A 21,873-nucleotide genomic window follows, 5' to 3' on the forward strand; every position below is an offset into this window, starting at 1 on the left:
CTGGGAAGCCTGTCTAGAAGGCTTCCTCGCGCCGCCGTCGGGCTTCTTCGCGGATATCCTCGATGAGCCGGCGGGTATCCACCTTTTCCTTGAGGTGTGCGGCATGGGCTTCACGGCTGATGGGAGCGATGGTGGTCAGCTCCTTCAGATCGGCAGTACTTTCTTCGTGTCGATGATGCACCGCTGCTCCTGAGTCGATAAGGGGAGGGAGGAACTCTGCCTTTGTACCACGGATCGGGCGCTTCTGGCGAGTTTGGCATCAAATGACAGCGGATGCCGGCCCGATACGCCCCGTTTCGGTGCTTACGGGAAAATCTCCGCCAGCCGCTCGCTGGGACGCACCAGCATCGTGCCTTTCGGTGCCACCACGATCGGGCGGTTGATCAGGACGGGGTGTTCCAGCATCGCATCGATCAGCTGGGCGTCTGTCACGCCGTCCGCATCCAGCCCCAGTTCCTGGAACAGCGCTTCCTTGCTGCGCACCACCTCGCGCACCGGCACGCCCATGGCCTTGATGAGGCCTTCGAGCGTGGCGCGGTCGGGCGGATTCTTCAGATATTCAATGATGGTCGGCTCGACGCCGCCGTCGCGCAGCCCTTGCAGGACATTGCGTGAGGTACCGCACTTGGGGTTGTGATAGATCGTGATGCCGGTGTTCTTGCTCATATCGTCAGCTGAGGAAGGGAATAAAAAGCCATGTTAGCGCGGATTCCTGACAGCAAAATGTAAGTTTTGTCACCCTGCTAAGGTAAAATCCGATTTTGTTGCAGCGCACCGAGTGCACTTTTTGCTGCCGGGTGTGGTCGAAAGGCCGCTTTATGGCGACGCCAGCCATCCCGGACGGTCCTTCGCTGCCACTTTTGCAGGGTTTGCCCCTGGCCGGGACGGAAAAAGGCCATTTGCTTCATGTTGTAGCGGCTTATTGTGTTCCGATGGCCGGATTGCCGGGCTTTCGGGCCTGAAAGCAGCCATTTCCTTCATTTCGTTCATTTCCCGTCAACCCCACATCAACAGCCACCCACAGCACCCGTATGGATACTCTCCTCGCGCTCAAGGCGCTCATCATGGGCATCGTCGAAGGCCTGACCGAATTCCTGCCCATTTCCTCCACCGGCCACCTGATCCTGGCCAACAGCCTGCTGCAATTCACCGGCCCCGATTTTTCCAAGGAGAAGGCCGACGTTTTCGAGATCGTCATCCAGGCCGGAGCCATCCTGGCGGTGTGCTGGGAGTATCGGGTCCGCATCGCCACCGTGCTGACCGGCATGTTCACCGACCGCAAGGCCCAGCGCCTGGTGATCAACCTGATCGTGGCCTTCCTGCCGGCGGCCATTCTCGGCTTCCTGTTCAGCCGCCGCATCAAGGAAGTGCTGTTCAACCCGGTCTCGGTGGCCATCGCCTTCATCGTCGGCGGCCTCATCATCCTGTGGGTGGAGCGCCGCAACAAGGACCGCATGAGCATGGGCTCGGCGCGCGTCGAAACGGTGGATGACATGACCCCGCTGGATGCCCTGAAAGTCGGCATCGCCCAGGCCTTCGCGCTGATCCCCGGCACCAGCCGCTCGGGTGCCACCATCATCGGCGGCATGATGTTCGGCCTGTCGCGCAAGGCGGCGACCGAATTCTCGTTCTTCCTGGCCATCCCGACCCTGTTCGCTGCCACCATCTATTCGCTCTACAAGGAGCGCGCCCTGCTGTCGGCCGCCGACGTCCCGCTGTTCACCGTGGGCACCGTGGCTGCCTTCGTCTCGGCCTTCCTGTGCGTGCGCTGGTTGCTGCGCTACATCAGCTCGCATGATTTCACCATCTTCGCCTGGTATCGCATCGTCTTCGGCATCATTGTCCTGGTGACCGCTTATACGGGCGCCGTTGCCTGGGTGGAGTAACCCCCCTGCCTGATGCCCGTGCATGGACTGTGCGGGCGTCAGGCGCCTGTCAGCCAGCGCCCTGGCGGGCGCGGTACACTGCAGCACCCGTGGCCGGCCTCGCTGCCGGCGGCGGTCTACAACTTCCTTTTCGCCAACTCCCTTCAGAGCACACCCCATGGCCAACGTCTGCAGCGCCGGGCTTGATATCGGCTTTGCCTCCCTCAGTTACGCGCAGATCGGTTTCCTCGGCATCGTCCAGGGCATCACCGAACTGCTCCCCATTTCTTCGACCGCCCACATGCGCGTGGTACCGGCCTTCCTCGGCTGGCATGATCCCGGCTCGGCCTTCTCCGCGGCCATGCAGCTGGCGGCCCTGGCCGCCGTCATCAGTTATTTCCGGCGCGACGTGAGCGCCGTCACCGGCGGCAGCCTGGCGGCCTGGCGTCGCCGCGATTTCAACGATCCCATGTTCAAGCTGGCCGTGGCCATCATCCTGGCCACCATCCCCATCGGCATTGCCGGGCTGGCCTTGTCGCATGTCCTGAACGCCTGCGGCTCGCCGCTGCGCAGCCTGACCGTGATCGGCTGGTCCTGCATCGTCATGGCGGTGCTGCTGGCGATCTCGGAAATGGTCTGCCGCCATCGCCGCAGCGTCGACCAGATGCGCCTGCGCGATGCGCTCATCGTCGGCCTGGCCCAGGTCGGTGCGCTGATCCCGGGCGTCTCGCGTTCCGGCTCCACGCTCACGGCGGCGCTGTTCCTGAACTTCCGCCGCGAGGAAGCGGCGCGCTTTTCCTTCCTGCTGGGCTTGCCTGCCATCGCCTTGGCCGGACTGAAGGAACTGGCGGTCTTGCTGCACGCCCATATCCCGCTGGAAGCCTGGGGCGTGCTGCTGTTCGGGCTGGCCGTGGCGAGCGTGTCGGCCTTCGCCGCCATCTGGGGGTTGATGAAATTCCTGGAGCGTTTCTCGACATGGCCCTTCATCGTCTATCGAGCTGCGCTGGGTGTTTTCCTGCTGCTGGCGGTGTCGCGAGGCTGGCTGCAATAAAATAGCGCCTTCGCTACGCAGCAGCTTCAGGTTTTTCCATGGTCGATTTCGATTCCCTGCCTCCCGGTGCCACCCAGCAAGAACGTGCTTTGCACGTGCTGGAAACGGTATTCGGCTACTCGTCCTTCCGCGGTCATCAGGGCGAGATCGTCCAGCACGTCGCCGGGGGCGGGGATGCCCTTGTCCTCATGCCCACCGGCGGTGGCAAGTCGCTCTGCTACCAGGTGCCGGCGCTGCTGCGCGAGGGCACCGGCGTGGTGGTTTCGCCGCTGATCGCGCTGATGCAGGACCAGGTCGATGCACTGGCCGAAGTCGGCGTGCGGGCCGCCTTCCTCAATTCCACCCAGAGTTTCGACGAAGCGCTGCAGATCGAGCGCCGCCTGCGCCAGGGCGACCTGGACCTGCTCTACGTCGCCCCCGAGCGCCTGATGACGCCGCGCTGCCTGGACCTGCTGGAGTCCGCCCGCATCTCGCTCTTCGCCATCGATGAGGCGCATTGCGTCTCGCAATGGGGCCACGATTTCCGTCCGGAATACATCAAGCTCTCGATCCTGCATGAGCGCTTCCCGCAGGTGCCGCGCATTGCGCTGACGGCCACCGCCGACCAGCAGACCCGCGAAGAAATCATCCACCGCCTGCAACTGGAAGATGCGCGCCAGTTCGTCTCTTCCTTCGATCGTCCCAACATCCGTTACCAGATCGTGGAAAAGGCCAATGGCCGCAAACAGTTGCTGGACTTCATCAAGAACGAACACCCGGAAGACGCCGGCATCGTCTACTGCCTCTCGCGCAAGAAGGTCGAAGAGACCGCCGAGTTCCTGCGCGGCGAAGGCCTCAATGCGCTGGCCTACCACGCCGGCATGGACTACGCGCTGCGCACCAAAAACCAGGCGCGCTTCCTGCGCGAAGACAAGATCGTGATGGTCGCCACCATCGCCTTCGGCATGGGCATCGACAAGCCCGACGTGCGCTTCGTCTGCCACCTCGATTTGCCCAAGAGCGTGGAAGGCTACTACCAGGAAACCGGCCGCGCCGGCCGCGACGGCCTGCCGGCGGACGCCTGGATGGCCTACGGCCTGCAGGACGTGGTGCAGCAGCGCCGCATGATCGACGAATCCGAAGCCGACGAAACCTTCAAGCGCGTGCTCGGCACCAAGCTCGATGCCATGCTCTCCCTGTGCGAGACGCTGCACTGCCGGCGCGTGCACCTGCTGGATTACTTCGGCGAGAAATCCAGCCCCTGCGGCAATTGCGATACCTGCCTCACGCCCCCGGTCTCCTTCGATGCCACGGTCGAGGTACAGAAGCTGCTCTCCACCGTCTATCGCGTCGAACAGCGCTTTGCCCCCGGTCACGTGATCGAGGTCTTGCGCGGCATCGATGGCGAGCGCGTCAAGCAATGGCGTCATGATCAGCTTTCCGTGTTTGGCGTGGGCAGCGATCGCGGCGAGGCCGAATGGCGCGCCATCCTGCGCCAGGTGATCGCGCTGGGGTTGCTGACGGTGGATGCCGAGAACTACAGCGCCCTCAAGCTCACCGAGGCCGCGCGCCCGGTGTTGCGCGGAGAACAGCAGGTGCAGCTGCGCCGCTATCGCAAGCCGGAAAAAGCCAAGCGCAGCTCGCAGCGCTCCAGCTTCGTCGAGACCGATCTCAGCAGCGAAGAGCAGGCACTCTTCGAGAAGCTGCGCTGGTGGCGGATGGAAACCGCGCGCACACACAACGTGCCCGCCTACGTCATCTTCCACGATGCCACCATGCGCGAGATCGCCAAGGCCCGGCCGCAATCGCTGGACGACCTGCGCCATGTCACCGGTGTGGGCGAGAAGAAGCTGGAAACCTATGGCGCCCAGATCATCGACCTGATCGCCGGCATGGAGTCGGCCGACGCCTGAGAGGGCGACGGCGGATTCTCCCTGATTCTCGTCAAATCTCTTCATTTCCTGCGTCACCTGCACCAGCGCTGTGCAGCGCCGGACGGGCCTTTGCGGCCGACGTTGCGGCGGTAATACAACTTTCCTTCATACGGCACTTTTACCGGCCTCTTCCCTGATTTGCGGCTCTTGCTTGGCGATATGATCAAGCACGGGGAATCGGGTTCAACACCAACGAAGGTGAGCCGGGGGGCTACATGAAACTCAATGATCTGAAGATAGGCGTGCGCCTGGGCATGCTGTCGGCACTGTTGCTGGCAGCCATCGCTTTCATCGGCATACGGGGTGTGATGGTGGTCGGGGAAATCTACGGCCAGGGGGCGCAGGGCATGGAGACGGGAGCCCTCATCGAGCAATCGGTCGATGCCGCCCGCAGTGCGCAGGTGCAATTCAAGATCCAGGTGCAGGAGTGGAAGAATACCTTGCTGCGCGGCAAGGATCCCGCTGCCTTCAACAAATACCGCCAGGCCTTCATCGATGAAAGCGCCGCCACCCAGAAGCAGCTCAAGACCCTTGAAGCGCTGATGCCGCGTATCGGCATGGATGCCGAGCCTGCGCGCAAGGCCCAGCAGGCCCATGCCGAGTTGCTCAATCGATATCTGGAAGCGCTCAAGCTCTACGCCTCCGACGATCCTGCCTCGGTGGCGCGGGTGGATGAACAGGTCAAGGGTGTGGATCGCGTGCCGACCAAGATGATCGATGACATCGTCGTCGCCGTGCTGGACCACAGCCGCAAGACGCGTGACGCCATCAATGCCGACAGCCTCTTCGACTACCAGCAGGCGCGCGTGCTGCTGCTGGTCTCGATCGGCCTGTCGCTGCTGGTGGGCCTGGCCATCACCTGGACGCTGGTGCGCAGCATCGTGCGCCCGCTGGGCGAAGCGGTGCAGATTGCACAGACGGTAGCGGCGGGCGATCTGCGCTCACAGGTCGTCATTCACGGCAAGGATGAGACGGCGCAACTGCTGCGCTCGTTGAAAGAGATGAACGACAACCTGGTCGGCATCGTTTCTGAGGTGCGCAGCGGCACCGGTGCTATTACCGTGGCCGCGACCGAGATCGCCAGCGGTAACAGGGACTTGTCCGAGCGCACCGAAGAGCAGGCCGGTTCGCTCGAAGAGACGGCCGCCTCGATGGAAGAGATCACCTCCACCGTGCAGAAGAACGCCGAGAACACGCACCAGGCGCATCAACTGGCCGATGAGGCATCGGGCGTGGCACGCAAGGGCGGCGACATGGTCGGTGCGGTGGTGCAGACCATGCAGGCCATCGAGGAGAGTTCGCATCGCATCGTCGAGATCATCAGCGTCATCGACGGCATTGCCTTCCAGACCAACATCCTTGCGCTCAATGCCGCCGTGGAAGCCGCGCGCGCCGGCGAGCAGGGGCGCGGGTTTGCGGTGGTGGCTTCGGAGGTGCGCAGCCTGGCCCAGCGCAGCGCCACGGCCGCGCGCGAGATCAAGGAGCTGATCGACGATTCGGTCGGCAAGATCAATGCTGGCTCGGCCCTGGTCAGCGGTGCAGGCGGCACCATGGAAGACATCATCACGGCCATCCAGAAAGTGGCGGCGATCATGGATGACATCAACGTCGCCAACCGCGAGCAGAGCGCGGGCATCGATGAAGTCAACAAGGCGGTGGTGCAGATGGACAGCGTCACGCAGCAGAATGCGGCACTGGTGGAAGAAGCTGCTGCGGCGGCGGAGAGCCTGCAGTTCCAGGCGGAATCGCTGTCACGCGCGGTGGCGGTCTTCAAGCTTCAGTGAGGCCGTCACAGAAATGACAATGGCATGCCTTGGAGCATGCCATCGGAGCGATCTTTAAGTGATCACCGTAGGTGATCGCTTTCATTCATCACCTGTCGCATGCACGATTGCGCGTTGAATCATGCATGCAGCGCGCGTATTCAGGCGCGCTTTTCAAACACCAGATCCCACACGCCGTGACCGAGGCGCAGGCCACGGTTTTCGAACTTGGTGGTATCGCGGTAATCCGGACGCGGCACGTAGCCGGAGGGATCGGTGGCGGTGTTCTTCAGGGTGGGTTCAGCCGAAAGCACTTCCAGCATCTGGATGGCGTATTCCTCCCAGTCGGTGGCGCAGTGGAGATATCCGCCGGGGGCCAGGCGCGAGCTGATCAGTTGCACCAGGGGCGACTGGATCAGGCGGCGCTTGTTGTGGCGCGCCTTGTGCCAGGGATCGGGGAAGAACACGTGCACGCCGGCGAGCGACTCGGGGGCGATCATGTTGGTGAGCACTTCGACGGCATCGTGCTGGATGATGCGCACGTTGTCCAGGTTGCCTTCGCCGATCAGCTTGAGGTAGCTGCCGACGCCGGGGGTATGGACTTCGACGCCGATGAAGTTTTTCTCGGGCATGAGGGCCGAGATCTTGGCGCTGGTTTCGCCCATGCCGAAGCCGATTTCGAGGATGGTCGGAGCCTGGCGACCGAAGGTGACAGCCAGGTCCAGCGGGGCCTTGTCGTAGGGGACCAGGAAGCGCGGACCCAGTTCTTCCAGCGCGCGTCCTTGCGCGACCGACACGCGCCCGGCGCGGGTGACGAAACTGCGGATGCGGCGCTCGCTGGGATCATAGAACAGCGGCTTGCCGGATTTGTTTTCAGACATGGATGACTCGAAGCAATTGAGGCGCGGCCCGCAAAGTCGCACCGGTCAGGGACGGGCGAACAGGGCCGCAGGGAAGCGATCTGGAGCGGGTGAAGGGGATCGAACCCTCGTCTTAAGCTTGGGAAGCTTCTGCTCTACCATTGAGCTACACCCGCGAAACGGCGTATTTTACGTGGGTTCAGCAAGGACGTGCAAACATGTGAACTTCGTGCGTAGAGGCGATATTGAGGTGGCTCCGGATCTGATGCTCTGTGACCTACGTGTAATTCAAACACATGGCAATAAGGTATAACTAACATGTTGCGGTACTGCAATTAACCCTGTTTCTTGCTTAATAGTTACTAAATTCGCAGGAGGCGGCTACAATTAATTAACGATGAGCTTCAGATGTTCATCGATTTCCACGAGTGGTTGAAATATCCGGTTTCATTGACGCAGGGGAAAATTGATGGCTAAAGGGCACAAACCTTCGGAACAAGTTGGAAAAGTGAAGTTTCGCATCATTGAGTTCGAGGTTGAAGGATCAGACGAGTCTCTTCAAGACAGTTTAAAGACGATGGCTGCTGCGCTGATGCGGGGAAGCGGAAATGCTGCTAAACCGGTCAAGTACGATACTGCCCCTTCTTTAAATTCCCTTCCTGATGAAGTTGATGCTGCTGGAGATGCGGTTGTAGCAGAAGGGGAGATTTCCGATGTGGATGTCTCTAGAGCGCCTGCGAAGCGAGTAACTCAACGAGCTCCGAAAAAGATAACGCCAGGAAAAATAATTGATAACGTGCGATTTGATGATGTTGAGCCCGGACTGGAGGAGTTTTGTGCGTCAAAGAAGCCGGCGAGCGATTTAACGCGTTATCTAGTTATAGCGTACTGGTATAAGCACCATAAAAAAATTAGCGAACTGAGCGCCGATCATTTTTTCACAGCCTATCGGTTCATGAAGTGGCCAGTCCCCAAAGATATTTCTCAGCCGATACGGGATTTGCGTAACTCACGGAACGGGAAATTCAGCGGTGGGACAGCACCAGGGTTTGCCTCTATTAATCACCTCGGCGAAAATGCCGTGGATAAACTTTAAGTGCAATGGAGAAGCTTGAAGTTTTCGTCGCAGGGGTGGATCGTTTCGAGTCTCAGTCCGCAACGGCAAAACTGGAGTTATTCGCATGGTTTCTGCATACTCAGGACGGGCGGGAGCGCGTTTCTGCCGCAGACCTCAACGCATGCTTCGATTTGTTGCACATTAAGCGACCGGAAAACACATCTGGACTGTTGCGAAATCTTTGCGTAAAGAAGCCTGCACGCATGTTGAAAGACCACCGCGGCTATCGTTTGTCGCTGGTAGCACGTACGGAGTGTGATGCTCGCTATCCCAGAACTAGAGCGTCACAAGCAGCCGCATCCAGCCTTTTGTCTTCGATACCTGATCGGCTGACACTGAAAATCCATAAAACCTTTTTTGATGAAACACTCGGGTGTTTCCACGCTCAGGCTTACCGTGCTGCGATTGTAATGATGTGGAATCTCACATTCAGTTATGTATGTGATCGGCTATTCACGCGTATTGAACAATTTAATGCTCAGTTGATAAAGATGGGGGCCAAAGATAAGCCGATTACCAAACGTACTGACTTTGAAGATATGAAGGAAGGTCGAATATTGGAGATTGCGAAAGCCGGTGGAATGATTAGCGTTTCGTCTTATAAGGTTTTGCTTGAGAAGCTGAATAAACGGAATAATGCGTCGCATCCTTCTTCAACCATATTTACTGTGGTGAGTGCAGAAGAAGTGATATTTGATCTCGCAGAGAATATATTGTTAAAGGAAGATCTTTAGTTCTTAACTGGCTGTTGTTTATTCAGATCCTTTTCGTACTTTCGGAAATGAATTAGAGCTTGGGCCCCATAAGAATCCAGACGGTATTTTGATCACCAATTTTTAAAATATGGACGCAGAAAAAATACAATCCGACATAGATTCCCTATTGAGTTTTATGAATGACGATATGGAGGGAACGGGAAGCACAATTAACTCCGTTTATTTCTCCTTCGTCATGGGCAAGAGTGATCGAGCAGCGTTTGATGAGAAATTCCATTGGTCTGAAGAGCATCTCTTTAGAATTATCAATATCTGTAATTCGCGATCGCTTTTGAAGAAGACGTTTGGGGATTTCTCACACATCTCCCTCACCGAAGAAGGCCAAAGTAGAGCGATCTCAATAAAGCATGGAAAAAACCGCTCGTATGAGCTAGGAGCTAGCATGCAAATTGCAACATTGAATGTACATGGGCCTGCACAAGTCGGAAACGGTAATGTGCAGAATATTGAGACGGTGTTTAATCAGCTCGTACAGAAAATTGATGAATCCTCTGCTTCGGAGGATGAGAAAAAAGAGGCCAAAGGTCGGCTGACAGAGTTTCTCAGGCATCCATTAGTAGCATCAATCTTAGGGGGCCTCGCCGGGTCATTGGCGGGACTACCATAGTCATGGAAGATCTGAAGGAAACTATCAGATTGCGCTGCACTTTTTGCCGCTCTCATGAGTTCGCATTGCCATATGCTGGTTATTCCCCTTCAGCTGGAAGTCTAGTTGTATGTGCGAATTGCGGCAACGAGAATGACGTAACGTCTTTATTTGTGGTTGCTAAGGCAATAGGGATTTCTATCGCGCACGATTATGCCGACAAGCTAGTCGCTGAGATGAAGAATGAACTGATTAAGTCGTTCAGGCACAGCAAATTCATCAAAATAAGGTGAGAAGTTACAAGGGCTGGCTGGATGTCGATTTTCCGAAACCTACGGAATCTCATAGGAAAAGCAAGCCCTCCGATGCTTGCTTTTTTGTTGCATACTTTCAGCTAAATTTCGCCTTAATCAGCTGGTAGTAAGTCGATGCAGCAGCTTTCGATAGCTTTGCTTCCTTGACGAATTCATCGATAATTTCCTTGCGTGTGACGTTTTTATTCTTCTGCATCCGCACGTAGATCGCCGTAGCGATTTTCATTTTTACGGGGGCTTGTGCCTTCGCTTCCTTACCCTTTGAATCAGCCTTAGCCTCTTGGCTTGAATGTTCTGTGGACTTGCTTACCGCATTGGACGAAGACATGCCATCGGTGATCTTTACCGTCTGCAATGGCGTGGTCGTGTTTTCAGCAGGCTTGGTTTGCTGGGCAGTGGTGCTGGACTTGGTCTGATTGTTTTGCATGATGTGGGCTCCTCGATTGATGGGAGCAGCCACCGTCCTACCGTTTTTAGTAGCTGGGCAACATGTCGGACGCTTCACCAATTTATTTCTTATGTTGTGCCGCATGTTTTTGCGGCTGACCACCCAACTTTTCCACCGAAGTCACCTACTCATATGGCCGCTAATCTGCTTTCTCCGTGGGTGGTCGGCATGTCGGCTCGAAGCTTAACTAGCTTCTGGCATACATTGCAGCGCTGGCCACCGCTGGTCATGTTGCTGCCAGAGAGAAGATTATTTAAACGATTTGACGATTTCTCTTTAAATAAAAAAGTTGGAAAAAACGAAGAGGAGTCGTAGCAGCAGTTTGTAAAAAGTACGAACAATCGTTTAATAGTCAAAACGAAAATTCATCGCGTGGTGAGGGGGCTTGCAAAAAAAATCTAAGTGTGGCTTAATTCGGTCTCAACAGTGCAGCACAACTAGTGGAAGCAGGCGACGATTTGTTTTCGTATGAATTATTCATATGAAAATGAGAATTCAAGCCGTGGTAGCCGTCCTCGCAAGATGGTCTGATTCAAGTCAGGTCTGAAGTTTAGATTACTCGGTGGGTATAACCTCTAGTTGGATGCGAAGCGCCCTTTGGCGTTTTGTATTTCCAACTACGAGTGTGCCCAATTCATCTGCTTGCACTGTGGGCATACTCGGTTATTACCCGAGTGAATCATGTCCCAAAACGCAAGCACTTCCCCCAATTCCCAAGCTACTCCTTTCCTCTCAGCGTCTACCCTCGTAGAGCGCGGTTTCAAGGTATTCCCGCTGGTGCATGGCGGGAAAAATCCAGCCGTAGAGCACGGCTTCAAGCAAGCAACCAACGATGCGGTTCAAGTGTCTTCCTGGGCGCGTACCATGCCTTGGGCAAACGTCGGTGTTGCGACCGGGCAGCAAGAAGGCCTCAATTTCTTCGTCGTAGATGTTGATGTTAAAGGCGAAGCGAAAGGCATGGAGTCGCTCGCTTACCTGCGCGAAAACATTCCTTTCGCTGAAACACTGACAGCGAAGACTCCCTCTGGCGGTCTGCATCTGTATTTCCGTCTCCCCCTCGATACCAAGTTGAGAAATCGTACGAATATCATGCCTGGCATTGATATCCGCGCGGATGGTGGCTATGTCGTTGCAGCACCTTCCGTCATTGCTGGAACCAGTTACGAATGGGTTGACGATACTGTGCTGATTGCTGAAGCACCTGAAGCCCTGATTGCCTGGGCAAAGTCCCGTCAGAAAAAGGATAAGGACGCGGAGGCGTCCGTTGACGCCATCCCACAAGGTGGTCGCAACGACCAGCTCATGCGATTGGCGATGAAACAGTTGAAGAAAGGGGCTTCCCGCGAAGAGGTTACGGAGTTGGTCATGGATGCCAACAACGATTTCTGTGACCCACCGCTGGAAAATACTGAGGTGCTGCACATTATCGATAACGTCTTCCGCAACTATGAAGACCAAAAGAGCACGCACTTCACCGACATGGGCAATGCCAAACGTATGGCCATGAAGTATGGCGCCGATATCCGCTACGTCGTCGAGACTAAGCAGTGGTTGATCTGGACAGGCAACTACTGGATGGAAATCAACAATCTCGACATTGTAGCGATGGCAAAGACTATTCCTATGGAACTACATGTCGAAGCCGATCAAGTCGCTGACGACAACCTGCGCAAAGAGATGAAGCGCCATGCTAGCGCAAGTGAAGGTGCGTTGAAGTTGCAGCACATGATTGAGCTCTTCAAGTCTGAACCAAATATCGCGGTATCCATCGACGACCTGGATCGAAATCGTTTCTTGTTTGGCGTCCAAAATGGCGTGATCAACTTGAAAACCGGGGAATTCAAGGAGGCGAAGCGCGAAATGCTCATCACCCAGGTATCGCCAGTAACCTATGATCCAAATGCAACTTGCCCGTTGTTCGAGAGCTTCATGATGCAGATCATGAAGAAGGATAAGGAACTGGTTGAGTACCTGCAAAAGGCCGTTGGTTACTCGTTGAGTGGTTCGGTTTCGGAGCAATGCCTGTTCTTCCTCTACGGCTATGGTGCAAACGGGAAAAGTACCTTTCTGAATATCGTCCGTGCTGTGGTTGGCGACTACGGCGCTCAAGCAGCCGGTGAGACGCTGTTGGAGCAAAATCGCTCTAGCAATGGGCCTTCCGAAGATCTCGCCCGTCTGCGTGGAAAACGGTTCGTCGCCCTGAGCGAAGTTGATGACGGCAAAGCTTTTGCCGAAGGCTTGTTCAAGTCGTTGACGGGTGGCGAGCCGATTACTGCGCGGCGGCTCTATCAGGGGATGTTTGAATATCTGCCGGCGTTCAAGTTGTTTCTGGCGGCAAACCATAAGCCAATTGCAAAGAGCGGAGGCCACGGATTCTATCGTCGGCTGCGACTCATCCCCTTTGAGATGACTATCAAGAAAGAAGATCAGGATCCCCAGCTGGAACACAAGTTGCGGGAAGAGGCCCCCGGCATCTTGAATTGGGCGATTAAGGGTTGCCTGGAATGGCAGAAGCACGGCCTGACATCGCCGAAGGCGGTCGTTAGAGCAACTGAGGAGTATGAAGCCGAGATGAACATCCTCAAGGCTTGGATGGCCGAGCATGTCGTAGTTGACAGCAAGTATCGGGCTAGCTCCGCTGAGTTGTATGCGTCATTCAGCGAATGGGCGAAGAATTACCATTCTTGGAGCTGGAGCCAGAATCGCTTTGGTAGGAAACTCGCGGAGCATGGGTTCAAATCTAAGAAGACACCGAAAATCGTATATCTCGGTCTGACGTTGCGCGATAACGTGAGCAAGGTAGACCTCGTTAAGTACGACCAATCAGCGCGTTCGAGCGGGCTGATTACCGATGAGGAGGATGAGCGGCGAGCGAAATTCCGTCGACTAGCCGCTACGATGATGGGGATCTCTGCAATCACCGATGAAGAAAGCGACGAGGGCTAGAAGGAGTAGTTGTCCTCTGTTCTCTTCTGTTCAGCCCATCCGTTCTCTTCAACTTGAAGAGAACGGATGGTGCAAGCACTGACTTCTAATAACGGTGATTCACATGTCTCTCCATAAGCCAAAAAACAGCTCTCGCTGGCACTACCAATTTCAAGTAAACGGCAAACGCTATACCGGTACAACCGGTACGGCCAATAAAACCAAGGCGCTACAAGTCGAGCGTGAAATGCGCAATAAAGTTCATGGTCAAGTCTTCCTCGGAGAGGCAGAGACCATTACGCTGGAGGACGCGCTCAACAAATATGTTAATGCTCGACGTTCTGCCTCGTACTACAAGGGGATGCAAGGCATGGCTCGCAAGATTTGTGGCTACAAACTGCAACCGAAGACCCAGCAAAAGATTGCTTGCTATGGTTTGCCGGGCACAACGGACCTGCATGATGTCCAGACGAAGGACATTGAACGTCTGGTGCAAGCGCGTAAATCCGAACGCCTTTCATTTGAGACCATCAAGCATGAAATTGGATTGATTCGCTCAACTATTAACGAGATGGCGCGGCTTGGTTTCCGAGTTAATAAGGAGATTAATTTCCCCACGCTTAAAACGCATTCTAGGCTGCGATATCTCGATTCGGAAGAAGAGGCGGCATTGCTGCGCGCGCTCGATGTTAATACGCAGAGAAGCGGTATTAAGCGTTCTGAAGCGTGGTCCGCAGAAATGCAGCGCAATTTGCAGGACAACTACGATCTTGTCGTCTTCTTGCTGGATACCGGTTGTCGCTATTCGGAAGCCGCCAATATCCCTTGGTCTGCTATCAGCGTAGAGAAAGGAACGATTAGCCTCTATCGGTCAAAGGTCGGCAATGAAGATATGCTCTATATGCCGAGTCGCTTGCGTGCCGTTATCGAACGCAGAGCCAACGAGCGACGGGACGGAAGTCGATTCGTGTTCGAAAACCGCGAGGGTAAAGCTCGAGGATATGCCGTCCAAGCAATCAGGAAGGCTATCGACAGAGCCGGTCTGAATCGTCCCGATATCGTTGCCGAGAAAGGTGGAAAAGTTTCCATTCACACGCTGCGGCATACCTTCGCATCGAAGATGGTAACGAATGGAGTCAGCTTGTACCAAGTTTCTGCGCTGCTGGGGCATAAAGATTCGAAGATGACCCAGCGTTATGCGCATCTGGCTCCTAACGACGCCAGTCGCCTCGCGGTGCAAGTGCTCGATGGATTGCAGGCAGCTTGAAGTGATGAAGGGCAGTGTGATACTGCCACTTCACCCTCACGAGTACGTCGATCAGTAAATAAATATAATTTTCAGGAGCAATTTCATGCCTTTACTGATTCCGTATATCGATGAACTTACCGCGGCGAATAGACGTGGTGCCGTTACAATTCAATTTGATTCTCCCGGCAAGAAGCTGTTGGTTCCGCCAGAGCAGGATGCGGTTCGTCAATACATTCTTTCTTGGCTTGTAGATCAGGAGATCGATTTTCAACCGTGTGGTCCTTTTTCTGACTCTGGAAGGATAGAAGGATATTCCGGGGAGGTGTATGTTGATCTTTCGTGGAACGAGGATGATCCGAAATTCAAAAAGCTATACGACCTTCTCTACAACTGGGAGGGACGACCGCGGGTAGATGGTATTCAATTGATCTTATACCCATATCCGTGAGCTTCTCTGGCTGCCGATTTTTAGCCGCAATCTGGTTAAGTAAATGTTGTGCTATAGGTCAGCTAAAGACTGCACGAAACGTGGCGTTTCCGTCGACGGGCTGGAGAAGTCTCATCTACGAATTGGGAGTGCCATAGTATGTTCTCCGCAGGTGTGTATTTCCGGGAAACGGCACTGGAAATTTTTATCGGGCGGTCTTAATGGGGGTAACGAGATTCATCTTGATGCCTACCTTGATCCATGTTCCCGCCGCTATTGGCTCTTTCGAGACCACATCGAAGATGATCGGAAGGTCATTCGTTTTTGTTCGTTGCACTAATCTGATGCCTAATTTATAGCCAAGAAGAACATCAGGGCATGTGATGCAATCAAGCGAAGATTTCCCATGAACAGGGGCTGACTCAAAGACTTCTGCATAGGTGTAGAACTGATTATCCCCCACAGCGAATGCTTGACTAGAGGCCAAAATGAGTGCCAGCAGTATGAGTGTTTTCTTCATCGTATTCTTCCGCTGCTATGGTTGTGAAGATGACGATTGCTCTAGTTCAGTGGGCAGACAGTCTCTGCCGCAGTGTTTGCATATTTGGGCTTCTTCCTTGATCGTTTCAGCGCAGTAAGTACATTTCTTCTTTGGTACATCGGCATCATTTGGATTTTTGGTGAAGGCCACGATAAAAATAATCGTGACTAGGCCGACAGCGGCTGTCCAAGCGGTGAAGGCAAGGTCTGAAAAATTTCCAGCCAGATATGCGACGACATTGATTACAGTGGCTCCGATAACCCAGGGCCAGCCAGCTACTCCCCGTACCTTCTTAGCAAATGTATCAATACCGAAGATGAAAATCAGCCACAATAATAAGTACATTTAGTCCCCGTATATTTCATTCTGTTTGGATTACGAACGTCGTGAAGTAAATGTTCTGCGCGTTAATGCTCTCGCCACCGATGCTGGACATCGGTTGATTAAAGAGTGAGACTAATTCTTTTACCAGGGCTTCTTTGCCGAGAACTGTGGTGATGTCAGAAGATGTTTTTGTAGACAGAAGCTTAAGGGCCCTGTCCTTCAATTCCGCCATGGCACGTTTTGTTTTTTCCGCGGACTCTTTATCGCTCACTTGGACGGAAAAAATCGTTTGGAAATAGTGGGCTTTTTCTGGATCAGCCAAGACAACAGTAAGAGGCTCAATCTGAACCACGGATGGAGCGTTAGCGACTGGCGGATTATTGTCGCTTACTGATAACGGGCTCTGTTTGTTCTGCTGCAATGCCGGGTTGGTATTGTTGATATAAGCGACCAATTCAGGCGGTGCGGCAGTTGCCTTTTCATCGAAGCAAGCGCGAGGAATTCGCTCTGTCATCTTATAAAGTATTTGTTCTCGGTAGGCTTCGGGGCCACGACGAGGATCGGCGTAGCCGATGATCAGCTTACCCAAAGGAATACATCGCGGGTCATCTCTTAAATGAGCGGCAATCACCACCGCATTTGAAAAAATGGAATCACTTATTCGCGGGTCATCAGGCAAATTTGGTGAAGCGCTCGACGAGGGGAAAAAAAAGTAGAAGAACACCCCCCCAAGGAGGGCAGATCCAATAGCTGCTAGAGCGACCAGCTTAGTTTTGTGGGTAGATTGCGGCATGGGTTTTTTCTTGAAATCAGTCTGTTCCAGAATCGCGGCGCACGCCCCTCCCGCTCAAAAGTCGGGGAGTTTTTTTCGATTTATTAATAATACGCATCCAAATACGAGCGTGATGATTGATCCAAGCCAGAAGGGAACGTCGAAATAGTCCAGCAAGAGGCAGAGAGGAATTAGCAATACCAATAGGTAAAGTCCTGGAGTTACAAGGATTTCCAGCAGTTGGTCAACGTCGCTGCTGTAGTTAGCGCCGCCAATTACATAACCCTCATCAAATCGGAAATCAGTCTGACAATACGGGCACTTCCGCGCGAAGGGGGAAATTGCGCTTCTGCATATGGAACATTCTGCGGTCAAAAGAGGCTCCTTCTGTTCTCATGAAGCTGCACCGGTGGAGGTCCGCCAGGCAACTAGAGATGCGCCATGATTTTATAATCGTAATATGCCTTTTGTAGGCATATTGTGATATTACATATTTTACTGCCCTAGGACAACATAACTTGCATCTTCTATGCAAATTATGTTTATCTCATGAGCAACGATATTGCCGTCCGAATCGGAAGAAACATCGCTGAAGCTCGTAAGGCACAGGGCCGCACGCAGGCAGAGGTGGCCGAAGCCGTAGGTATGGATACGGTCTCGTTGTCCCGTATCGAGCGCGGGGTAGTGACTGCCGGGATTGCAACACTAGACAAGATTGCCGGCGAGCTTAATGTGCCCCTAGGAGGCTTATTTGGTGGAGTGTCCGCGAATTCCACCGCACTCGCAGATAGCATCATTACGCATTTAGCGCCATTGCATGATGAGGACCGCCTGTTTCTGATGGAGCAGCTGCAGGTATGGGCGAAGCAACTTGCAAAGCGCCGGAAGTAGGCTGTTATTCAGTGGTAGGGGAATAAATGTGCCAGAGATCGTTTAATAAATCGATATCTGGCGACTTCGTTTCGAAGCCGGGGATGTCTTCGAAAGCGGCAAGCGCGGTTTCGACGAAGCCGAAATAATCTAAATCCGTACCGCTATTGCACTGGATTGTTTCTACTAGCGTTTTCTTTTCTGTGGCGCTGAGTGCATCCATTTCGATTGTCGGAAAATAATATGGGAAAGCATCGTTTACGTTTTGTTTTCAGACAACGCTGGATTCGTACCGCAATGCTTTCGCGCAAAATATCCGCCGCTTGTTAGTCAGTATAAGCATCACATCGATCTTGTTTGTCGTATGCACTACATATAATTCTAAAGGGGGATACGGATGGCAATTCGCAAGGAAAAGCAAATACTCCAACATCACGTTGAGAAAGCAGCGTTATTTTGGGAGGAAAGTCCGGGCTACAGCGGATTTCGTGACAGCACAACATACGATGTGCTAGTTAATGGCAGGCCTTATCCACCAAAAGCTATAGCTGCAATTTCGAGCAGGCTCGCTGGACTTGGTGAACTGATGCCATCGGATTTTGCTGGAGTCAAAGACGGGAAGTGGCACAGACTGTTTAAGTCCCTCGGTTTTCTCATCGTTCCGAAAGGAACCGTCGCTACGCAAGTTTCCGAAATAGGTCAGAGCGCATTCATTGAGTCAGATATCGAAGAAATTGATCGCGCGCATCAGGATAATCCGACTGTTAGGGCGACTCTCGTGATGGCGAGACTGGGGCAGGGGAAGTATCGAAAGGAACTTCTAGCGCTGTGGGATGGAAAATGTGCTGTAACAGGTTGTGCCGTAAGTGAGGTGCTTCGTGCATCTCACGCAAAACCGTGGCGTATTTCCAATGATAGCGAGCGCCTCGATCCAAACAATGGCCTGCCACTCGTTGCAAATCTAGATGCTTTATTTGACGCTGGGCTCATTGGCTTCGATGAAGATGGGAAGATGCGCATTTCTGACCAGCTAAGTGATGAGGAGACTCTGCTTGGCGGTATCCCACGTCACCTTCGCGTAACACCTAATGTGGAGCAAGCGAGCTATTTAGAAGACCATTTAGCAAATGTCTTCCGGTGCCAAGATGAAAAGCTGTTTGCTGATTTCTAGGTGAAGAAATGAATAGAAAAAAATTTATATTGTCCAACGGAGCTGTGTGCGACAACTGGACATGGAGTTGGTCATTTGTAAATCACAATGAAAAATTCATCATATTTGGTGCGTGGGATACAAACACCAAAGAAAATGGCGCTCTGATATTCAGCGAGAAATGGCAACGTAAGCGGAATGGGAGTAAGCGGTCGGCCTATCCTCAATCGCGAGAACACATTCGTTTAATAGAGGAGGAGGGATATTCTTTGAAGGTCTTCCGCATCATATTTTCTGATGAAAAACAGAATATGGATGGCGAGGGGCCTTCAACGATCAAAGGCTTTGAAAGAGTTCTTACTGATAAATTATTAAGAAAAGTAGAAGGTGATTGGTATGCAGTTGATGACCTGAATTTGTCTGCTCCTGATGAAGTTGATCCGTCGCTGAAATACATTGAGGGTGCAGTATTTCAAGTGTTGATTAACGGCTATGAGCGTAATTTAGAGGCGAGAAAAAAATGCCTTGATCACTACGGATTTAAATGTAGTGTCTGCGCATTTGACTTTGAGGAAGAGTATGGGGTACTAGGGAAACGTTATATCCATGTGCATCATTTGATTCCTCTTGCCGAAATAGCGCAGGAATATGAGGTTGATCCAATCAAAGACTTACGCCCGTTATGTCCCAATTGCCATGCAATGATTCATCGATTGGGAGTAGTGCGAACCATTGAAGAACTTCAGGAAATTAGACAGGCTGCACGCGGATAGTTACTTGTGGAATTCTTCGGTTGAACGTACGTATGCCGTTTTGCAATTTTCCGTTCTTCAAGTGTGATATTGCATTTAATACTGACCCTGGCTTTGCATCGAATCATGACCCGCAGAAGTTTGTGTTCGAGCAGTGATTTAGTCTGTTGTCCTCTCTTTCTTCATGTTGCGAGTTGAGCTGGTCTTAAGGCGGTAGCTATCATTGCCTGTTTCTACGATGTGGCAATGATGGGTAAGACGATCAAGGAGGGCCGTGGTCATTTTGGGATCTCCGAAGACGGCTCCCCATTCTCCAAATCCAAGGTTCGTTGTAATGATCAAGCTAGTATGTTCGTAAAGTTTGCTGATGAGGTGAAAAAGCAAAGCCCCCCCTGTTTGACTAAAGGGGAGATAGCCAAGCTCATCAAGTACAACGAGATCTGTGTGCTTCAGCCGAGTAGCCAGGTTTCCCGCCCTTCCCTGTTGTTTTTCTTGCTCCAGCAAGTTCACTAGTTCTATGGTCGAGAAAAAGCGGACACGGGCGTTGTGGCGCTCTATAGCCTGAATGCCAATAGCACTGGCCAAGTGCGTCTTCCCTGTGCCAGGACCACCGAGAAATACGATGTTTTGCCAGCTCTCCATGAAATTGCAAGAATGCAATTTCCGAATTAAGGGCTCATTAACTTCGCTGGCGCGGAAGTCATAGCCGTTGAGATCTCGATAGGCCGGGAATTTAGCGACCTTCATTTGATAAGCGAGTGAACGCACCTCTCGTTCCGCAACCTCTGCTTTGACGAGATCTGAAAGAACAGGCAGCGCCGCTTGGAATGCAGGCGAATTTTGCTCAGCTAAGTCTGCCACGGCTTGTGCCATGCCTCTTAACTTGAGGACGCGGAACATCTCCATCATAGATTCAGGCTGCGTCGACATGGTCGTCGTCCTTTCCTCTTAAAGCGTCATACCGTCCAACGTCCGCCGTCGGCTCTTTCGTCAACTGGAGCGCCTGTGGCGCTGTGATTTTGGGTGCAGGGCCGGTATCCAATAACCGACTGAGTATATTGAGCACCACTTGCTTAGAAGGCGCTCCGCTCGTAAGCGCTCCTTCTACAGCAGCTAGAACGGCCTGTTCGTCATGAAACATAACTAGGGCAAGAATCTCAACCATTTCGCGATCTCCGCCGGCGCGCCGTAGCAAAATAGACTGGATCTCTTTGAAGGCAGTTGGGAGCTCAGAAAACGGTGCTCCGTTCCTCAAGGCCCCTGGTTTCCGTTGCAAAACCGCCAAATAATGACGCCAGTCGTAGATTGTTTGACCAGGCCCGTGATCGCGATTAATGACCCTCCGATGCTCAGCTATCGGCCGCCCCTCTGCTATGAAGACTAGGCGATCTGCGTAGATCCGGAGGCTTACGGGACGATTGGCGAACGACGAAGGAACGCTATATCGATTGCGGTCAAGCGTCACGAGGCATGTCGGTGATACGCGTTTGGACTGCTCAACAAAACCGTCAAATATCTTTCCTAGTGGCATGAGATGTGATCGTTCGTTTTGCCATACGTCCCACACGGCGGTGTCTAGCTCAGGATGCCTAGCCTGCTTCCATAGCCTTTTGCATTCCACTGCTAGCCATCGATTCAACTCATCAAGCGTGGCAAATGCCGGGACCTTCTGCCAGATTCGATTTCGGCTATCACGGACATTTTTCTCGACCTGCCCTTTTTCCCAGCCCGATGCCGGGTTGCAGAATTCCAGGTCAAAAAGATAATGGCTGGCCATAGCCATGAAGCGTGCATTTACCTCTCGTTGTTTGCCGGACTTCACTTTATCAACAGCCGTTTTCATGTTGTCGTATATGCCACGGCGAGGGATTCCGCCGAAGGCATCGAAGGCGTGTCCATGTGCGTCGAAAAGCATCTCATGGGTCTGGAGCAAATAGGCTCTCAAGAAAAATGCTCGGCTATGGCTGAGCTTGAAATGGGCAATTTGTAGTTTTGTCCGCTCGCCAGAAATTACGGCCCAGTCCTCGCTCCAATCAAACTGAAATGCCTCTCCAGGAGCGAATGAGAGCGGAATATATGTTGATTTGCTCGCAGATTTGACCCTCTCCATTTGACCCACCTTCCATCGTCTACCAAAGGCGGCCACACGGTCGTACGACCCTTGATATCC

The 21,873-nt window shown here is 53.4% G+C and carries 23 protein-coding genes and 1 tRNA gene; 13 read left to right on the plus strand and 11 right to left on the minus strand.

The genetic code is table 11. The features are described 5' to 3' along the window. Nucleotides 1-13: 13 nt before the first annotated feature. Together J2X56_RS20120 and arsC are read right to left on the minus strand one after the other, a co-directional pair. Nucleotides 14-181 (minus strand): hypothetical protein, encoded by a 168-nt coding sequence (locus J2X56_RS20120; RefSeq protein ID WP_008325257.1) that lies wholly within the window; start codon nt 179-181, stop codon nt 14-16. A 122-nt stretch (nt 182-303) separates the two neighbouring features. Beyond that, nucleotides 304-666 (minus strand): arsenate reductase (glutaredoxin), encoded by a 363-nt coding sequence (gene arsC, locus J2X56_RS20125; RefSeq protein ID WP_034338820.1) that lies wholly within the window; start codon nt 664-666, stop codon nt 304-306. 365 nt (nt 667-1,031) lie between these two features. On the opposite strand from arsC, the gene J2X56_RS20130 reads away from it, so the two are divergent. The 4 genes from J2X56_RS20130 (at nt 1,032) to J2X56_RS20145 (ending at nt 6,613) form a co-directional block, all read left to right on the plus strand. Continuing rightward, complete coding sequence (locus J2X56_RS20130; RefSeq protein WP_310162040.1) at nt 1,032-1,886, plus strand: undecaprenyl-diphosphate phosphatase; 855 nt, start codon at nt 1,032-1,034, stop codon at nt 1,884-1,886. A 157-nt stretch (nt 1,887-2,043) separates the two neighbouring features. Further along, nucleotides 2,044-2,916, plus strand: coding sequence for an undecaprenyl-diphosphate phosphatase (locus J2X56_RS20135; RefSeq protein WP_039789393.1), 873 nt, complete (start codon nt 2,044-2,046; stop codon nt 2,914-2,916). A gap of 38 nt (nt 2,917-2,954) precedes the next feature. Next, nucleotides 2,955-4,808: a DNA helicase RecQ gene (recQ, locus tag J2X56_RS20140; protein WP_034338828.1), complete on the plus strand. Its 1,854-nt coding sequence runs from the start codon at nt 2,955-2,957 to the stop codon at nt 4,806-4,808. Nucleotides 4,809-5,044: 236 nt separating this feature from the next. Beyond that, complete coding sequence (locus J2X56_RS20145) at nt 5,045-6,613, plus strand: methyl-accepting chemotaxis protein (protein ID WP_310162044.1); 1,569 nt, start codon at nt 5,045-5,047, stop codon at nt 6,611-6,613. A gap of 140 nt (nt 6,614-6,753) precedes the next feature. Here J2X56_RS20145 and trmB read toward each other — a convergent pair whose 3' ends face one another. Then, complete coding sequence (trmB, locus tag J2X56_RS20150; RefSeq protein ID WP_310162046.1) at nt 6,754-7,473, minus strand: tRNA (guanosine(46)-N7)-methyltransferase TrmB; 720 nt, start codon at nt 7,471-7,473, stop codon at nt 6,754-6,756. Nucleotides 7,474-7,554: 81 nt separating this feature from the next. Then, a tRNA-Gly gene (locus J2X56_RS20155) sits at nt 7,555-7,628 on the minus strand. A 293-nt stretch (nt 7,629-7,921) separates the two neighbouring features. Here J2X56_RS20155 and J2X56_RS20160 point away from each other — a divergent pair. From J2X56_RS20160 to J2X56_RS20170, 3 genes are all read left to right on the plus strand, one after another. Then, entirely contained in the window at nt 7,922-8,548 is a 627-nt protein-coding gene (locus tag J2X56_RS20160; RefSeq protein ID WP_310162049.1) for a hypothetical protein, read from the plus strand. Nucleotides 8,549-8,553: 5 nt separating this feature from the next. Then, nucleotides 8,554-9,303, plus strand: coding sequence for a hypothetical protein (locus tag J2X56_RS20165; protein WP_310162052.1), 750 nt, complete (start codon nt 8,554-8,556; stop codon nt 9,301-9,303). A gap of 157 nt (nt 9,304-9,460) precedes the next feature. Next, nucleotides 9,461-9,952 carry a hypothetical protein gene (locus tag J2X56_RS20170; RefSeq protein WP_310162055.1) on the plus strand — a complete coding sequence of 164 codons (492 nt, stop codon included), beginning with the start codon at nt 9,461-9,463 and terminating at the stop codon, nt 9,950-9,952. A 369-nt stretch (nt 9,953-10,321) separates the two neighbouring features. On the opposite strand, the gene J2X56_RS20175 is transcribed toward J2X56_RS20170, so the two are convergent. Further along, nucleotides 10,322-10,672 carry a hypothetical protein gene (locus J2X56_RS20175; protein WP_310162057.1) on the minus strand — a complete coding sequence of 117 codons (351 nt, stop codon included), beginning with the start codon at nt 10,670-10,672 and terminating at the stop codon, nt 10,322-10,324. Nucleotides 10,673-11,374: 702 nt separating this feature from the next. Here J2X56_RS20175 and J2X56_RS20180 point away from each other — a divergent pair. From J2X56_RS20180 to J2X56_RS20190, 3 genes are all read left to right on the plus strand, one after another. Then, nucleotides 11,375-13,639: a phage/plasmid primase, P4 family gene (locus J2X56_RS20180; protein WP_310162059.1), complete on the plus strand. Its 2,265-nt coding sequence runs from the start codon at nt 11,375-11,377 to the stop codon at nt 13,637-13,639. 103 nt (nt 13,640-13,742) lie between these two features. Continuing rightward, entirely contained in the window at nt 13,743-14,885 is a 1,143-nt protein-coding gene (locus tag J2X56_RS20185; protein ID WP_182993674.1) for a site-specific integrase, read from the plus strand. A gap of 85 nt (nt 14,886-14,970) precedes the next feature. After that, a complete protein-coding gene (locus tag J2X56_RS20190) occupies nt 14,971-15,315 on the plus strand; it encodes a hypothetical protein (RefSeq protein WP_182993673.1) in 345 nt (114 codons plus the stop codon). A gap of 184 nt (nt 15,316-15,499) precedes the next feature. Here J2X56_RS20190 and J2X56_RS20195 read toward each other — a convergent pair whose 3' ends face one another. The 3 genes from J2X56_RS20195 to fliL are packed head-to-tail and all read right to left on the minus strand — an operon-like array spanning nt 15,500 to nt 16,952. After that, nucleotides 15,500-15,814 (minus strand): hypothetical protein, encoded by a 315-nt coding sequence (locus J2X56_RS20195; RefSeq protein ID WP_182993672.1) that lies wholly within the window; start codon nt 15,812-15,814, stop codon nt 15,500-15,502. Nucleotides 15,815-15,829: 15 nt separating this feature from the next. Beyond that, nucleotides 15,830-16,180 carry a hypothetical protein gene (locus J2X56_RS20200; RefSeq protein ID WP_182993671.1) on the minus strand — a complete coding sequence of 117 codons (351 nt, stop codon included), beginning with the start codon at nt 16,178-16,180 and terminating at the stop codon, nt 15,830-15,832. A 16-nt stretch (nt 16,181-16,196) separates the two neighbouring features. Beyond that, the gene (gene fliL / locus J2X56_RS20205) at nt 16,197-16,952 is read right to left on the minus strand and encodes a flagellar basal body-associated FliL family protein (protein WP_310162066.1); all 756 of its coding nucleotides are present in this window, start codon (nt 16,950-16,952) and stop codon (nt 16,197-16,199) included. Between the two features lie 528 nt (nt 16,953-17,480). Here fliL and J2X56_RS20210 point away from each other — a divergent pair. Next, nucleotides 17,481-17,822, plus strand: coding sequence for a helix-turn-helix domain-containing protein (locus tag J2X56_RS20210; protein WP_182993669.1), 342 nt, complete (start codon nt 17,481-17,483; stop codon nt 17,820-17,822). Between the two features lie 4 nt (nt 17,823-17,826). Here the strand turns inward: J2X56_RS20210 and J2X56_RS20215 are convergent, their stop codons facing one another. After that, entirely contained in the window at nt 17,827-18,024 is a 198-nt protein-coding gene (locus tag J2X56_RS20215; protein ID WP_182993668.1) for a hypothetical protein, read from the minus strand. Nucleotides 18,025-18,198: 174 nt separating this feature from the next. Here J2X56_RS20215 and J2X56_RS20220 point away from each other — a divergent pair, with 174 nt between their 5' ends. Beyond that, nucleotides 18,199-18,972 carry an HNH endonuclease gene (locus tag J2X56_RS20220; protein ID WP_310162071.1) on the plus strand — a complete coding sequence of 258 codons (774 nt, stop codon included), beginning with the start codon at nt 18,199-18,201 and terminating at the stop codon, nt 18,970-18,972. A gap of 8 nt (nt 18,973-18,980) precedes the next feature. After that, nucleotides 18,981-19,724: an HNH endonuclease gene (locus J2X56_RS20225; protein ID WP_310162073.1), complete on the plus strand. Its 744-nt coding sequence runs from the start codon at nt 18,981-18,983 to the stop codon at nt 19,722-19,724. Nucleotides 19,725-19,862: 138 nt separating this feature from the next. Here the strand turns inward: J2X56_RS20225 and istB are convergent, their stop codons facing one another. Next, the gene (gene istB, locus J2X56_RS20230; protein WP_310162075.1) at nt 19,863-20,633 is read right to left on the minus strand and encodes an IS21-like element helper ATPase IstB; all 771 of its coding nucleotides are present in this window, start codon (nt 20,631-20,633) and stop codon (nt 19,863-19,865) included. After that, nucleotides 20,617-21,873, minus strand: a 1,257-nt coding sequence (gene istA / locus J2X56_RS20235) for an IS21 family transposase (protein ID WP_310162078.1), incomplete at its 5' end; no start/stop codon positions are given. The genes istB and istA, both read right to left, overlap by 17 nt.

Origin of the sequence: Herbaspirillum sp. 1173, assembly GCF_031455335.1 — a bacterium.
Taxonomy (GTDB): domain Bacteria; phylum Pseudomonadota; class Gammaproteobacteria; order Burkholderiales; family Burkholderiaceae_D; genus Herbaspirillum; species Herbaspirillum huttiense.

Excerpts from the sequence above, each read along its gene's own strand:
- J2X56_RS20215 (WP_182993668.1), bottom strand. The coding sequence starts at position 18,024 with ATGGATGCACTCAGCGCCACAGAAAAGAAAACGCTAGTAGAAACAATC.
- J2X56_RS20200 (WP_182993671.1), bottom strand. The coding sequence starts at position 16,180 with ATGTACTTATTATTGTGGCTGATTTTCATCTTCGGTATTGATACATTT.
- istB (WP_310162075.1), bottom strand. The coding sequence starts at position 20,633 with ATGTCGACGCAGCCTGAATCTATGATGGAGATGTTCCGCGTCCTCAAG.
- J2X56_RS20130 (WP_310162040.1), top strand. The coding sequence starts at position 1,032 with ATGGATACTCTCCTCGCGCTCAAGGCGCTCATCATGGGCATCGTCGAA.
- trmB (WP_310162046.1), bottom strand. The coding sequence starts at position 7,473 with ATGTCTGAAAACAAATCCGGCAAGCCGCTGTTCTATGATCCCAGCGAG.
- J2X56_RS20170 (WP_310162055.1), top strand. The coding sequence starts at position 9,461 with ATGAATGACGATATGGAGGGAACGGGAAGCACAATTAACTCCGTTTAT.
- J2X56_RS20135 (WP_039789393.1), top strand. The coding sequence starts at position 2,044 with ATGGCCAACGTCTGCAGCGCCGGGCTTGATATCGGCTTTGCCTCCCTC.
- J2X56_RS20160 (WP_310162049.1), top strand. The coding sequence starts at position 7,922 with ATGGCTAAAGGGCACAAACCTTCGGAACAAGTTGGAAAAGTGAAGTTT.
- J2X56_RS20195 (WP_182993672.1), bottom strand. The coding sequence starts at position 15,814 with ATGAAGAAAACACTCATACTGCTGGCACTCATTTTGGCCTCTAGTCAA.
- J2X56_RS20165 (WP_310162052.1), top strand. The coding sequence starts at position 8,554 with ATGGAGAAGCTTGAAGTTTTCGTCGCAGGGGTGGATCGTTTCGAGTCT.
- J2X56_RS20210 (WP_182993669.1), top strand. The coding sequence starts at position 17,481 with ATGAGCAACGATATTGCCGTCCGAATCGGAAGAAACATCGCTGAAGCT.
- arsC (WP_034338820.1), bottom strand. The coding sequence starts at position 666 with ATGAGCAAGAACACCGGCATCACGATCTATCACAACCCCAAGTGCGGT.
- fliL (WP_310162066.1), bottom strand. The coding sequence starts at position 16,952 with ATGCCGCAATCTACCCACAAAACTAAGCTGGTCGCTCTAGCAGCTATT.
- recQ (WP_034338828.1), top strand. The coding sequence starts at position 2,955 with ATGGTCGATTTCGATTCCCTGCCTCCCGGTGCCACCCAGCAAGAACGT.
- J2X56_RS20190 (WP_182993673.1), top strand. The coding sequence starts at position 14,971 with ATGCCTTTACTGATTCCGTATATCGATGAACTTACCGCGGCGAATAGA.
- J2X56_RS20220 (WP_310162071.1), top strand. The coding sequence starts at position 18,199 with ATGGCAATTCGCAAGGAAAAGCAAATACTCCAACATCACGTTGAGAAA.
- J2X56_RS20185 (WP_182993674.1), top strand. The coding sequence starts at position 13,743 with ATGTCTCTCCATAAGCCAAAAAACAGCTCTCGCTGGCACTACCAATTT.
- J2X56_RS20180 (WP_310162059.1), top strand. The coding sequence starts at position 11,375 with ATGTCCCAAAACGCAAGCACTTCCCCCAATTCCCAAGCTACTCCTTTC.
- J2X56_RS20225 (WP_310162073.1), top strand. The coding sequence starts at position 18,981 with ATGAATAGAAAAAAATTTATATTGTCCAACGGAGCTGTGTGCGACAAC.
- J2X56_RS20145 (WP_310162044.1), top strand. The coding sequence starts at position 5,045 with ATGAAACTCAATGATCTGAAGATAGGCGTGCGCCTGGGCATGCTGTCG.
- J2X56_RS20175 (WP_310162057.1), bottom strand. The coding sequence starts at position 10,672 with ATGCAAAACAATCAGACCAAGTCCAGCACCACTGCCCAGCAAACCAAG.